The sequence below is a fragment of the Acidovorax sp. NPDC077693 genome, from assembly GCF_044542805.1.
Taxonomy (GTDB): domain Bacteria; phylum Pseudomonadota; class Gammaproteobacteria; order Burkholderiales; family Burkholderiaceae_C; genus Acidovorax.
This window is the reverse complement of record NZ_JBITVD010000006.1, coordinates 192281-204389: the sequence shown is the minus strand read 5'-3', so window position 1 is coordinate 204389 and position 12109 is coordinate 192281. Positions and strand designations below refer to the sequence as shown.

Annotated in this window: 14 protein-coding genes; 8 read left to right on the top strand and 6 right to left on the bottom strand. The window is 69.3% G+C overall.

The genetic code is table 11. The annotated features are described in order from the left end of the window. Positions 1 to 30 precede the first annotated feature (30 nt). The 3 genes from ACIGHN_RS10370 (at position 31) to ACIGHN_RS10360 (ending at position 2037) form a co-directional block, all read left to right on the top strand. The gene (locus ACIGHN_RS10370) at positions 31 to 876 is read left to right on the top strand and encodes a metallophosphoesterase (protein ID WP_396504286.1); all 846 of its coding nucleotides are present in this window, start codon (positions 31 to 33) and stop codon (positions 874 to 876) included. Between the two features lie 116 nt (positions 877 to 992). After that, positions 993 to 1415, top strand: coding sequence for a universal stress protein (locus ACIGHN_RS10365; RefSeq protein WP_056410408.1), 423 nt, complete (start codon positions 993 to 995; stop codon positions 1413 to 1415). Between the two features lie 166 nt (positions 1416 to 1581). Beyond that, positions 1582 to 2037: a fasciclin domain-containing protein gene (locus ACIGHN_RS10360; RefSeq protein WP_396504285.1), complete on the top strand. Its 456-nt coding sequence runs from the start codon at positions 1582 to 1584 to the stop codon at positions 2035 to 2037. Positions 2038 to 2124: 87 nt separating this feature from the next. Here ACIGHN_RS10360 and ACIGHN_RS10355 read toward each other — a convergent pair whose 3' ends face one another. Then, a complete protein-coding gene (locus tag ACIGHN_RS10355) occupies positions 2125 to 2748 on the bottom strand; it encodes a TetR/AcrR family transcriptional regulator (RefSeq protein WP_156370394.1) in 624 nt (207 codons plus the stop codon). A gap of 113 nt (positions 2749 to 2861) precedes the next feature. Continuing rightward, positions 2862 to 3773, bottom strand: a complete 912-nt coding sequence (locus ACIGHN_RS10350; protein WP_056410413.1) for a LysR family transcriptional regulator ArgP — start codon at positions 3771 to 3773, stop codon at positions 2862 to 2864. Positions 3774 to 3890: 117 nt separating this feature from the next. On the opposite strand from ACIGHN_RS10350, the gene ACIGHN_RS10345 reads away from it, so the two are divergent. The 3 genes from ACIGHN_RS10345 to ACIGHN_RS10335 are packed head-to-tail and all read left to right on the top strand — an operon-like array spanning position 3891 to position 6235. Continuing rightward, a complete protein-coding gene (locus tag ACIGHN_RS10345; protein WP_396504284.1) occupies positions 3891 to 5228 on the top strand; it encodes a D-amino acid dehydrogenase in 1338 nt (445 codons plus the stop codon). A gap of 38 nt (positions 5229 to 5266) precedes the next feature. Continuing rightward, positions 5267 to 5827, top strand: a complete 561-nt coding sequence (locus ACIGHN_RS10340) for an NAD(P)H-dependent oxidoreductase (protein ID WP_056411566.1) — start codon at positions 5267 to 5269, stop codon at positions 5825 to 5827. A 51-nt stretch (positions 5828 to 5878) separates the two neighbouring features. Next, positions 5879 to 6235, top strand: a complete 357-nt coding sequence (locus ACIGHN_RS10335; protein ID WP_396504283.1) for a hypothetical protein — start codon at positions 5879 to 5881, stop codon at positions 6233 to 6235. 9 nt (positions 6236 to 6244) lie between these two features. Here the strand turns inward: ACIGHN_RS10335 and ACIGHN_RS10330 are convergent, their stop codons facing one another. Next, positions 6245 to 7018, bottom strand: a complete 774-nt coding sequence (locus ACIGHN_RS10330; protein ID WP_396504282.1) for a YdcF family protein — start codon at positions 7016 to 7018, stop codon at positions 6245 to 6247. 129 nt (positions 7019 to 7147) lie between these two features. After that, positions 7148 to 7936 (bottom strand): alpha/beta fold hydrolase, encoded by a 789-nt coding sequence (locus tag ACIGHN_RS10325; RefSeq protein WP_396504281.1) that lies wholly within the window; start codon positions 7934 to 7936, stop codon positions 7148 to 7150. Between the two features lie 188 nt (positions 7937 to 8124). Here ACIGHN_RS10325 and ACIGHN_RS10320 point away from each other — a divergent pair, with 188 nt between their 5' ends. Together ACIGHN_RS10320 and ACIGHN_RS10315 are read left to right on the top strand one after the other, a co-directional pair. Continuing rightward, positions 8125 to 8646, top strand: a complete 522-nt coding sequence (locus ACIGHN_RS10320; protein ID WP_056163102.1) for a flavin reductase family protein — start codon at positions 8125 to 8127, stop codon at positions 8644 to 8646. A gap of 74 nt (positions 8647 to 8720) precedes the next feature. Continuing rightward, positions 8721 to 9296, top strand: a complete 576-nt coding sequence (locus ACIGHN_RS10315) for an MOSC domain-containing protein (protein WP_396504280.1) — start codon at positions 8721 to 8723, stop codon at positions 9294 to 9296. Between the two features lie 54 nt (positions 9297 to 9350). Here ACIGHN_RS10315 and yccS read toward each other — a convergent pair whose 3' ends face one another. Then, a complete protein-coding gene (yccS, locus tag ACIGHN_RS10310; RefSeq protein WP_396504279.1) occupies positions 9351 to 11627 on the bottom strand; it encodes a YccS family putative transporter in 2277 nt (758 codons plus the stop codon). A gap of 89 nt (positions 11628 to 11716) precedes the next feature. Next, on the bottom strand, positions 11717 to 12109 hold the full coding sequence (locus ACIGHN_RS10305; RefSeq protein WP_056163091.1) for a VOC family protein: 393 nt from the start codon (positions 12107 to 12109) through the stop codon (positions 11717 to 11719).

The following is a 12109-nucleotide window of genomic DNA, read 5'->3' as shown; positions in this document are numbered from 1 at the left end:
CTCAGCGCGAGGACGTAGACTGCCCGGTCCATGAAGATTCAACTGCTGTCCGACCTGCACCTGGAGGTCCATCCCCATTTCCGACCCGAACCCGCGCCCGGTGCCGACGTGCTGGTGCTGGCCGGGGACGTGGGCTCCTACCAGACCGGCTCCCTGCTGGCCGACGACGACTTCGGCCTGGCGCGCTTTTCACCCTTGCCCCAGTACGCGGGCTGGCCCACGCCGGTGTTCTTCGTACCCGGCAACCACGAGTACGACGCGCAGGATTTCGACGAAGCCCACGCCCGCCTGCGCCGCACCTGCGAGGGGCTGGGCATTGTGTGGCTGGAGCGTGAAACGCTGCAGCTGCAGGGCGTGCGCTTTGTCGGCGCCACGCTCTGGAGCGACTTCGACGCCCTGGCCGACCATGAAGGCACGACCGACATCACCCGCCGCCTGAAGCACCGCGACAAGGCCTTCCGCGCCGCGAACTTCTACCTGCGCAAGACGGGCGGCACGCGCCAGGGCGAGCCCTTTCTGGCAGAGTCCATGCGCGAGGAAGCCCTGGCCAGCCAGGCCTGGCTCACGGCGGCACTGGCCACGCCCTTCGACGGCCCCACGGTCGTGGTCACGCACTTCGCGCCCAGCCTGAAAAGCGCCGACCCGCGCTACGGCCTGGTGCCCGGCACCGCAGGCTTTTGCAATGCGCTCGATGCCCTGCTGCCCCAGGCCCAGCTCTGGCTGCACGGGCACCTGCACGCCCCCAGCGACTACCTGGTGCGGGGCGTGCGCGACAACGGGCTGCCCTGGCAGTGCCGCGTGGTGGCCAACCCGCTGGGCTATGCCCGCAAGGGCGAGCAGGCTGCGTTCGAGCCGCATTTTTGCGTCACCGTATGATGGGCTTGACGGTGCCATGAGGCACCGCCAGCGCAGGAGAAAAAGCATGACCCAGGTCAAGACAACAGAAGTCCCCGCGCAGTAGTCTGACCCCATCCCTTTTTCTGGAGCACCTCATGAACATCCTGCTTGCTGTCGACGGCAGCGCGTACACCAAGAAAATGCTGGCCTACCTCGCCACCCACGAGGAACTGCTCAGCGGCAACCACCAGTACACCGTGCTCACCGTGCAGGCCCCGCTGCCCGCCCGCGCACGCTCCGCGCTGGGCAAGGACGTGGTGGACAACTACCACGCCGAAGAAGCCGAGAAAGTCCTCGCCCCCGTGTGCAAGTTCCTCGGCCGCCACGGTATCGATGCCAAGCGCAGCGTCAAGGTGGGCGCGGTCGGCGAGTCCATCGCCAAGGTCGCAGACTCGGGCAAGTTCGACCTGCTGGTGATGGGCTCCCATGGCCACGGCGCGCTGGCCACGCTGGTCATGGGCTCGGTGACCACCCAGGTGCTGGCGCACAGCAAGGTGCCGGTGCTCCTGGTGCGCTGAGCGTCCGCGCCCAACGCAGCCCCGCCCTGGCGGGGCTTTTTTGTGTCCAAAATTTACCAATCGGTCATTGAATAACCAATTGGTTTACTTTGAGACCAATTGGTTATACAGTCGCGCCACGCCCATCTTGGCGTGTCATTTCCATCGAAACCGAGAGGAACGACCCATGAAGAAGACCTTGATCGCAATCGCCCTGACTGCTGGCGCCACCTTCAGCGCCATGGCGCAGGACATCGTTGATACCGCCGTGAAGGCCGGCAACTTCAAGACGCTGGTCGCAGCCGTGCAGGCAGCCGGGCTGGTGGACACCCTGAAGGGCCCGGGCCCGTTCACGGTGTTCGCGCCCACCGACGAAGCATTCGCCAAGATTCCCAAGGCCACCCTGGACGGCCTGCTGGCCGACAAGGCCGCATTGACCAAGGTGCTGACCTACCACGTCGTGCCCGGCAAGGTCATGGCCAAGGATGTGAAGGCCGGCAAGGTCAAGACCGTGCAGGGCCAGGAACTCACCGTGTCCACCAGCATGGGCGTGATGGTGGACCAGTCCAAGGTCATCGCGACCGACGTGCCGGCCAGCAACGGCGTGATCCACGCCATCGACACCGTGCTCATGCCCAAGTGACCACCCCGAGGGCTGGCCTGCCATCGGGGCCAGCCACGCAGCAAAAAGCCCGGCAAGCCGGGCTTTTTTTCGTCGACGCGGAGCGTCTCAGCGTGCCGCCAGCCCTTCGAAGCAGGTGCGCACCACCAGGTCGATGATCTCGGCGTCCGAATACTGGCCGCCTTCCTTGAGGAAGCTCACCACCGGGTCGCAGGCGCGGGCGTACAGCGTGTAGAGCACCACCAGCGGCGGCAGCGTGGGGTTGATCAGGCCCTGCGACTGGGCCACGGTGATCCACTCGCCGATCTGGTCGCTCACGGTGACCAGGCCGTCGAGGTAGTCCTTGTTGGCCATCAGCACCGCGCGCAGCGTGGAGTTGCGGCTGGGCAGCAGCGGCATTTCGTTGGTCAGCAGGCGCTCCAGCGACCAGCGCACCAGCGCCTGCAGCTTCTCCACCGGCGGCATCTCCTGCGGGAGGCTGGCCAGGTAGGCCTTCACCCGCCCCAGGATCTGCACCATGGCGGCGCTGCACAGCTCTTCCTTGCTGCAGAAATGCTTGTACAGGCTGGCCTTGGCGATGCCCACGGCGTTGGCCACGTCGTCCATGGTCATGGCGTCGAAAGCTTTTTCGCCGAGCAGCTGGCAGGTGGACCGCAGGATGGCTTCCTCGCGGGCCTGGTGCATCTGCTCCTTGAACGACGGTTTTGTGGGCTGCGTTTGCATGCCGTCCATTTTATACATTCCGGTAGAAAAATAAATGACCAAGTTGCAATGCAACTACGTCGTTCACGGCATAACCGGCATCGCAAGGCCGGGAACCGGGCACCGCAGCCTCCCCTCCGCCGTCATGGCACCAGCGAGTGCGCTGCGGCGGTGGTGAGCGCGGCGGTCAAGGCATCTAGCAATTCCGATTCCAGGTTCCAGCAGTGCCAGTACAGCTGGATGGGCAACGAGCGGCCCGGCGCCACGTTGACCAGGCTGCCGTCCGCAATGGCGGGGCGGGCGAGCAGTTCGGGGATCACCCCCACCGCCCAGCCCGCGGCGACGGCCCGCAACTGCGCCTCGGAGCCCGGCACGAACAGGTGGTTCAGGGCCACACGCTTCAAGCCAAAGGCCCGGGCGACGAACTCGGCAGCCATGTCGTCCTTGCGGTTGAAGGACAGGAACGAGACCTCGCGGAAGTTGTGGGGTGTGAGCCCCTGGGGCAGGTGCTGCTCGGCATAGCGGGTGGCCGCCACCGCCACATAGGGCATGGCGCCGAGCGGCACCATCTTGCAGCCGCGCAGCGCCTGCTTGAGCGTGGTCACGCAGCCCAGCACCTGGCCCGAGCGCAGCCACTCCTGCGTGAAGTCCTGGTCGTCCACGATGATTTCGAGCGGCAGGCGCTGGCACACCAGGTCGTGCAGCGCCCCCATGGCCCAGGTGGCGATGCTGTCGGCGTTGATGGCGATGGAGATGCGCTCGTCCTCGCGCGTGCCGCCCGGCGCGCTCGGTGCCAGCTCGTGCAGGTCGCGCTCCAGGTCGGCGCGCAACAGGCGCAGCTGCTTGGTGTGCTTGAGCAGCAACTGCCCCGCCGAGGTGGGCCGCAGCGGCCGGCTGCGCACGATGAGCACCGAGCCCACCTGCGCCTCCAGCGCGCGCAGGCGCTGCGAGACGGCGGACTGGGTCACGTTCAGGCGCTGCGCCGCGCGCTCGAAGCCGCCCTCTTCGACGATGGCGGCAAGGCATTCCAGGGCGGCGGGGTCGTAGGTGCTCATGATGTGACAGCGTATGAACCGGGTGCAGCGCGGCCCGCTTCATTAGGCCTGCTGATGTTTTTGGAGTAAGTTTAATTTTGCTTTTAGTGGAACGCAATGTGGATCACACTGCGCCCCATGAAAACCATCATCCTGGGCGCCGGCATCATCGGCATCAGCACCGCCTGGCACCTGCTCGAACGGGGCCATGAGGTCGTCGTGGTCGACCGCCAGCCCGATGCGGCGCTGGAGACCAGTTTTGCCAATGCCGCGCAGATCTCGGTGAGCTACTGCGAGCCCTGGGCCAACCGCGATGCGCCGCTCAAGGCGCTCAAGTGGATGTTCGACAACGAAGCACCACTGCTGTTTCGCCCGCACCTGGACTGGCAGCAGTGGCGCTGGGGCCTGCAGTTCCTCGCGCAGTGCAACGACGCGGCGTTCGAGCGCAATGTGCAGCAGATCGTGGCGCTGGGAGCGTACAGCCATGCGGCGCTGAAGGACCTGGTCAGCACCACGGGCATCGAATACAACCGCCTGGAGCGCGGCATTGCCCACTTCTACACCGACCAGAAGTCGTTCGACGCCGCCGGCCACGCGGTGGAGCTCATGCGCCGGCACGGCGTGCAGCGCCGCCTGGTGAGCCGCGACGAGCTGCTGCAGATCGAGCCCGCCTTCAAGGCCTACGGCGACAAGATCACCGGCGGCACCTACACCAGCACCGACGAGAGCGGCGATGCCCGCGTGTTCACGCAGGGGCTGGCCCGCCGCTGCTTGGAGCGTGGCGCGCAGTTCCTGTACGGCCACGACGTGCTGCGCCTCAACAAGATCGGCGATGCTATCGATTCAGTAGCTGTCATGGCACGCCAGACAAGCGGTGGCGGCAAAAAAGACTTCATAGTGAAGGGCGATGCCGTGGTGGTGGCCTGCGGCTCCTACAGCGCGCCGCTGCTGCGCACCGTGGGCGTGGACCTGCCCATCTACCCCGGCAAGGGCTACAGCGCCACGTTCCCGCTGCTCAAGCCCGAGGGCGCGCCCATGGTGTCGACCATCGACGACGGCAAGAAGATCGCCATGAGCCGGCTGGGCAACCACCTGCGCGTGGCGGGCACCATCGAGCTCAATGGCTACGACCTGTCGCTGGACAGCACCCTCGCACGCGCCCGCTGCCACATGCTGTCGCGCCGCATCGAGACCATCCTGCCCGGCGTGTGCGACACCCGCACGCCCGAAGAAGGCGGCAACCCGCAGTACTGGACGGGCCTGCGCCCCGCCACGCCCACCAACATTCCCTTCATCGGCCAGACCCGCGTGGGCAAGCTCTGGGTCAACGCCGGCCACGGCACGCTGGGCTGGACGCACGGTGCAGGCTCCGGCAAGGCGCTGGCCGAACTCATCTGCGGCGAACGGCCCGCGATGAACTTCGGCTTTCTGGGGACCGAGGCAGCACGCGCGCCCCGCGCCGTGGTTGCGGCCTGAGCCTGCAGAGAAAGGCGGGTTTCGCTACGATGCCCGCCATGTCTTCAGCACCGCACTACCTCTTTCTCACCACCTCCACCCGCGAGCCAGGCCACACCGGCAATACCGAGTGGCTGGCCCGCCAGGCTGCCGCCGCGCTGCCTGCCGGTACCGCGCAGACCTGGCACCACCTGGCGCGCATGGACCTGCCGCCTTTCGTGGACCAGCGCCACACCTCGGGCACCTATGCGCCGCCCGAAGGCGACATGAAGACCCTGCTGGACGCCACGCTCGCGGCCACGCACATCGTCTTCGCGGCCCCTGTGTACTGGTACAGCATCCCGTCGCCGCTCAAGACCTACCTGGACCACTGGAGCGCCTGGATGCGCGTGCCGGGCCTGGCGTTCAAGGAGCCCATGGGCGCCAAGACGCTGGCCCTCATCACCACCAGCGGCGACCGGGCCAAGGCCCAGCCCATGATCGACTCCGTGGAGCTGTGCGCCAAGTTCCTGTCGATGACCTGGGGCGGCGCGCTCTGGGGCAAGGGCGGGCCGCCCAATGCCGTGCAGGCAGATGCACAGGCCGTGGCCGCTGCGGCGACGTTCCTGGCCGCGGCCTGAGGCGCCGGCCACGCTGGCACAACCCCTGACGCACGCCGACATGGTGACCGGGTGACCACCCTCACGCTGCTGCTGTTACCGCCACCGCCCGGGCTGGCGCTGCAGTCCGCGGCACAGCGGGTGTTCGACACGCTGGGCGCACACGCACCGCGCTTCATCGAGCGCCATGGCGCCAACCAGAGCTACGACTTCTACTGGCAGGCGCATGGCGGTGCGGCCCTGGGCCAGGCCATCTGCAGGGTGCGCGGTGACCTGTGGGAGCCAGAGAAGCCGCAAAACAGCATCCACATCGAACTGGAGCAGCACGCCGGCGCGGCGAACGCACTGGCCGATCTGCAGCAGAAGCTCCTGGCCCGGGGCTGGACCTTGCCGCCCACGCAACCCACGCCACCCACGCCACTCACCTAGACTGCAGGCTCAGGCGGAGCCCGCCACCCTGCGCACCCACGCGCCCCCGCGCTGCGCCAAAATGCCCAGCCACTCGTGCAGCGCCAGGCTGCTGTCCGCCAGCGCCGAGGCGCGCGGCAGCAGCCGCTGCAGGCGGTGGGACGATGTGTAGGTGAGCCCCATGGGCGCAGGCAGCACTTCGAGCCCCTGGCGCCGGAACAGATCGGCCGCGCGCACCATGTGCCAGCCGTGGGTCACCAGCGCGATGCGCTCGATGCCAGCGGCCTTGAGCACGGGCGCGGAATTCGCCGCATTGCCCTGCGTGTCGAGCGAATGCACTTCGGTCCAGCGCACGCGGCCGCGCAGCTCATGCTCGGCCACGTCCTTCATGACCAGCGCTTCGGCCCGGGCGCCGCCGAACGAGCCGCCGGTGGCCAGCAGCGGCAGCCCGGTCTGCCGCTGCAGCGCCACGGCGTAGCGCAGCCGCTCGCGCGCGCCGCGGCTGAGCACGTCGGTGCCGTTGTCGGGTGCGGTGGCGTCGGCACCGCCGCCCAGCACCACGATGGCCTGGGCACGGGCCAGGTCGGCCTGCGCGATGGACGGATACCGCTCCAGGCTGCGCACCAGCGCCACAGACACCGGCGGCCAGGACAGCGCCAGCACGGACAGCAGCGACAGCACCGCGATCAGCAGGCCGGTGCGGCGGTGGCGCCGCGCAATCCACAGGCCCACGAAGGCCAGCAGGATGCTGAGCACCGGGGGCATCAGCACGGCAGACAGGATTTTCTTGAGAAGGAACCACATAGAGGCAAAGAGAGGGTCGGCGATCATGCCGGTGCGGCGCGGCCACGGCCGCCGAGGCCCGCGCCGTCCGATGGCGCGCAGGCGCCAGCATGGCCAGGCCGCCAGCGCGGCGCATTCACCCGGCGGGCTTCAATGCAGCACCCGCGGGCGCACCAGGAACTCCATCAGCGCGCCGCCGAAGCCCTCCGGGTCTTCCAGCTGCGGCCAGTGGCCCACGTGCGGCAGGTTCAGGTGCTCGGCATCGGGCATCACCTGGGCCAGGGCCTGCAGCGCTTCAGGCGGCGTGCAGCGGTCCTGGCCGCCGCCCACCAGCAGGGTGGGCAGGCTCAGGGACCGCAGCGCCGCAGCGCCGCGGTCGAAGGTGCCCATTGCCTGCAGGGCACGCCGGTAGGCGCCGGGGTAGACCTGCGACAGCGCATGCGTGGCCAGCCGCACGCCCTCGGGCAGCGCACCGGTGCCGATGAACCGCGGCACCAGGGTGTTCGCCAATTGCTCCATGCTGCCGCCCTGCTCCAGCGCCTGCAGCGCCGCCAGCCGGGGCGCCACCCAATCCTGCGTGGCCTGCGCATCCATGGCCGGGCCACCGGCGCACAGCACCAGGCGTCGCACCGCCGCCGGCTTGCGCACCGCCACTTCCAGCGCCACCATGGCCCCCATGCCGTGGCCCACCAGGGACACGGAGCCACACTGCAGGGCCTCGATCAGCAGGAGACAGCTCTCGGCCAGGCCCTTGAAGCTGTAGGGCTCGATCGGCGCGCTGCGGCCGTAGCCCGGCATGTTCCACGCCACGGCGCGGTACCCGGCGGTCGCGAGCGCCTCCACCTGCGGGGCGAACGTGAGGTGGTCGCCATCGGCGTCGTGCAGCATGAGCACGGTAGCGCCGGAGCCCAGGGTGGTGAAGGTGGGGAGAAGAGCCATGCGGTCGGGGTTGGATGAAGAACAAATCGGCGGGGGCGGCAGACATCCCGCACCTGCCATGCCCCGATTATCGGCAGTCGGGCGCGCAGGCCTTCACGCACCGGCGCAGCCCTGGCGGCGGCGCGGTTACGGAGGGCGTTTCATAATGGCTGCTCTGGCCCTTGCGCCTTCGCCGTGCCGCTGCTGTTGTGAACCTGCCCTTGCCCCGCCCTGCCCTCGCCCGCCCCCCCAGCTTTTCCGTCCGCGAATTCCGCGATGCGCTGGGCATGTTCGCCACCGGCGTCACCATCGTCACCGCGCGCAACGGCGATGGTGCGCTGGTGGGGCTCACCGCGAGCTCCTTCAACTCCGTGTCGCTGGACCCGCCCCTGGTGCTCTGGAGCCTGTCGCGCGCCGCCGCGTCGATGCCAGCCTTTGCCAACGGCTCGCACTACGCCATCAACGTGCTGGCGGCCGACCAGAAGTCGCTGGCCGAGCGCTTTGCCTCCAAAGGCGTGGACCGCTGGACCGGCGTGGACCACAGCCCGGGCATCAGCAACGCACCGGTGCTGGCAGGTGCCGCCGCCACCTTCGAGTGCTTCAACCGCAGCCGCTACGAAGAAGGCGACCACGTGATCTTCGTGGGCGAGGTCGAGCGCTGCAGCCACCGCGCGGGCGTGCCGCCGCTGCTGTACCACGGCGGCCGGTTCTACACCGAGCACCCGCTGTAGCGCACGGCCCCCGGCCGCGGCGTTTTTTGCGTTGGCCACCCACGCACGCCACCTGCTACCGTCCCGTCTTCTTCATGCACATCCGCAGCATCAACATCGGCACCGCGCGCCGCCTGCGGGTGGGCGAGCGCAGCTTGCTCACCGGCATCGGCAAGTCGCCTGTGCAGGGCGCGGTCCCTGCCGGCCCGCTGGGACTGCACGGCGACGAGCAAGTGGAGCTGAGCATCCATGGCGGCCTGCAAAAGGCCGTGTACGCCTACCCGGCCGTGCACTACGCGTTCTGGCAGGCCCAGCGCCTGGAGCGCGGCGTGAGCCTGTTCGACGAAGCGCTGCCGCCAGGGTTCGTGGGGGAGAACCTCACCGTGGACGGGCCGCTGGAGCACGAGATCTTCGTGGGCGACGAGCTGCACTTCCCGGACTGCGTGCTGCGCGTGACGGCGCCCCGCGAGCCCTGCTCCAAGTTCAACGCCGTGATGGGCTTTGCGCAGGCCGGGCGCGCGATGGCGATCGCCGGCTGCTGCGGCTACTACCTGGCGGTGGACCGGCCGGGCAGGCTCGCCGCAGGCCAGACGGCCACGCTGGTGCCCGGGCAGCGCGGCCTGAGCATTGCGCAGGCCTTTGCGGCCAAGTTCGCCAAGCACATCCGCTGACCGGCTGCAGCCCGGAGCCCCCCGCGAACCTGGCTCTCATGGGGGGCAGATGGATCAGGCCCGCCCCGCAGCCCCGGCGTCCGGCTCGACCAGCTGCCGGGCATGTGCCTGCAACTGCGGAAACACCTTGCCCACCAGCAGCAGCTGCGCCGCCATCAGGCTGTGCGCGCTCGCTGGGGGCTGCGGCATGGCGGCCTGCGGCGTGCCGAACTCGCGCAGCACCTGCTCGACGGCAGGGGCTGCCACCGCATGGCGCCGCCGCACGCCCGACTGCTGCTGCGCCCGCTCGAGCTCCTGCGACAGTTGCTGCAGCGACACCAGCAGCGTGCGCGCCAGCGCCTGTGTGGCGTCGTCCACCGGCTGCGTGCCTTGCGCGCCGCGCTGCGCACCCAGGGCCGACAGGTAGTTGAGCTGCGTGTGCGACAGGCACAGAAAGCTCGCCATCACCGCGGCATTGCCGCGCACGCGCAACGGCTCCTTGAGCATGGCGCTGTACGAGTTGGACAGCGCTGCGTCCGCGTTGTGGGCGTTGCGCCGGGCCAGGCGGTATTCGAGGTGGTCGCACTTGCCGCTGTGGTACTGCGCCAGGATGGCGCGCAGGTACAGCGCCTGCGTCTGCAGCACCTGGGCGGCCAGCTGCGGCCACTGGCGCGACTGCCAGTGCGGCCACACCAGCCACGACGCCGCAGCCGCAATCAGGCACCCCACGGCGGTGTCGAGCAGGCGCGCCGCGATGACGCCCTGCGATGTGCCCATCTGCTGAAAGCTCAGCAACAACAGCATGGTGACCGCCGCCGTGGCCAGCGTGTAGCGCGTGTGCCGCGCGCCGAAGAACACCGCCCCGGCGAACACCAGCAGCGCCGCCTGCACCAGCGCCCCCGGAAAGAGCTGGATCGCCGCCCAGCCCAGCGCCAGCCCCATGGCCGTGCCCTTGGCGCGCTGCAGCAGCCGGGTCTGGGTGGCCGCGTACTGCGGCTGGCTCACGAACACGATGGTCAGCAGGATCCAGTAGCCGTGCGGGTCGGCCGTGGCCTGCATCACCGCAAAACCCACGGCCAGCGACAGGCTCAGGCGCACGCTGTGCCGCAGCCAGGCAGAGCGGGCGCTGAGCTGCGCGCGCAGGCGCGAGCCGGCATCGCGCAGGCTGCGGGGCTCGCGGTCGAACAGCGTGTGGTCCACCGCGCTGTCGGCCTGCGGGTCTGCCGGCAGCGCGAGTGCGCCCGCAAACACGCCGGCCATGGCGGTGAGGTTGTGGCCCAGCGCATGCAGCGAGCGCAGCGGGCGGGCCATGGGGTGCGGCGGGGTATTGGCAGCATCAGATGCATTGAGAGCCGCAGCCGCAGCCGCGTCCTGGTGGGCGATGGCCGCCTGCATGTCCTCGATGGCGCGGCCCGTGGCGCCCCAGTGCTGCGGCCGCGACTGTTCCTGGATCGCCACCGACAGCTTGAGCGCCTGCTCGCCCAGCAGCGTGAGCACGCGCTGGCAGCGGTACAGCACGTCGCTGTGAAAGAACGACTGCGCCAGCAGGTCGTAGTGCTCGTGCGACGAGCTCACGCGCTCGTGCACGTCCTGCGCGGCCAGGTACTGGTGCATGGCCGTCTGCAGCCACGGCGGCGGCGTGCCCCGGCCCATGCGGCTCATGAGGCTTTCCTTGGCGGCGTTGAGCGCATCCACCACGCGGCCGTTGTGCAGGGCCAGCGCCATGCGGCGGCGCTCCAGGTCCACGTCGCGCACGGGCTCGAGCAGCAGGGCCTTCAGCCGCAGGTATTCGCCCAGCACCGCATAGAGCCTGGCCATCCGAAAACGCACCGGGGCCCGGGGCATGGCCAGGCTCCAGACCACCGAGACCACGCCGTACCAGGCCGCACCGGCCAGCATCAGCGGCGTGGCCTGCTCGGCCGCGGCGCGGCTGGCGTCGGCGGCCAGGGCCGCGTAGATGAACAGGATGAGCGAGCCGAACGCGATGGCGCGGTAGCGTTCGCTGAGCGCGCCCAGCAGGGTGAGCGCCCAGGCCGACACCACCATGGCCCCCATCAGCGCCCAGGGCCAGGACACCGTGGCCCACACCGCCAGCGCCATGAGGCCAAAGCACCCCAGCGCCAGCAGCTGCGCCCGCAGGCGCCCCCGCCAGCTGTCATCGGTCTCGGTGAGCGCGCTGGCGATCACGCCCAGCAGCACGGGCATGAGTTCGGCCTGCCAGTCGGCCCACCAGCCGCAGGCCAGCACCGCCGCCAGGGCGAAAAAGGCCCGCGCGCCGCGTGTGAAGCCTTCGTGGTGGCGGGCGCGCTGCCAGCTGAGTTTCCAGGATTCGTCCACAGGACTGCCTCGCATTAGGGATTACCCTGATGTTAAGCAATAAACCGGCCATGCCGGCGACCTGCCAGCCTCAACCCAGGCGGTACGGACGGAAGATTCTGCGGTCAGCCTGCCCCGTGGCAGCACACGCACAGCTTGTTGCCGTCCGGGTCTCGGAAATACGCACCGTAATAGTTCGCGTGGTAGTGCGGGCGCAGGCCCGGCGGCCCGTCGCAGCTGCCGCCGTGGCGCAGGGCCAGCGCGTGGACGGCGTCCACCGTGGCCCGGTCGGCGGCCAGCAGCGCGTTCATGGCACCGTTGCCGGGCTGGGCGGCCTGCTCGTCAAAAGGCCGGCCGATGAGGAACAGCGGCCGCGCCACGCCGGGCGTCTGCCAGCCGGCCCAGGGCCGTTCAGGCTCTGCAAACCGCAGCGCCAGGCCCAGGCGCTCCATCACCGGGCGGTAGAACGCCATGGCGCGCTCGAAATCGTTCACGCCGATGAATACATGGGACAGCAT

What these genes read in the sequence shown, in the direction of transcription:
- ACIGHN_RS10370 (WP_396504286.1), top strand. Translation starts at nt 31, where the DNA reads ATGAAGATTCAACTGCTGTCCGACCTGCACCTGGAGGTCCATCCCCAT.
- ACIGHN_RS10365 (WP_056410408.1), top strand. Translation starts at nt 993, where the DNA reads ATGAACATCCTGCTTGCTGTCGACGGCAGCGCGTACACCAAGAAAATG.
- ACIGHN_RS10360 (WP_396504285.1), top strand. Translation starts at nt 1,582, where the DNA reads ATGAAGAAGACCTTGATCGCAATCGCCCTGACTGCTGGCGCCACCTTC.
- ACIGHN_RS10355 (WP_156370394.1), bottom strand. Translation starts at nt 2,748, where the DNA reads ATGGACGGCATGCAAACGCAGCCCACAAAACCGTCGTTCAAGGAGCAG.
- ACIGHN_RS10350 (WP_056410413.1), bottom strand. Translation starts at nt 3,773, where the DNA reads ATGAGCACCTACGACCCCGCCGCCCTGGAATGCCTTGCCGCCATCGTC.
- ACIGHN_RS10345 (WP_396504284.1), top strand. Translation starts at nt 3,891, where the DNA reads ATGAAAACCATCATCCTGGGCGCCGGCATCATCGGCATCAGCACCGCC.
- ACIGHN_RS10340 (WP_056411566.1), top strand. Translation starts at nt 5,267, where the DNA reads ATGTCTTCAGCACCGCACTACCTCTTTCTCACCACCTCCACCCGCGAG.
- ACIGHN_RS10330 (WP_396504282.1), bottom strand. Translation starts at nt 7,018, where the DNA reads ATGTGGTTCCTTCTCAAGAAAATCCTGTCTGCCGTGCTGATGCCCCCG.
- ACIGHN_RS10325 (WP_396504281.1), bottom strand. Translation starts at nt 7,936, where the DNA reads ATGGCTCTTCTCCCCACCTTCACCACCCTGGGCTCCGGCGCTACCGTG.
- ACIGHN_RS10315 (WP_396504280.1), top strand. Translation starts at nt 8,721, where the DNA reads ATGCACATCCGCAGCATCAACATCGGCACCGCGCGCCGCCTGCGGGTG.
- yccS (WP_396504279.1), bottom strand. Translation starts at nt 11,627, where the DNA reads ATGCGAGGCAGTCCTGTGGACGAATCCTGGAAACTCAGCTGGCAGCGC.
- ACIGHN_RS10305 (WP_056163091.1), bottom strand. Translation starts at nt 12,109, where the DNA reads ATGCTGTCCCATGTATTCATCGGCGTGAACGATTTCGAGCGCGCCATG.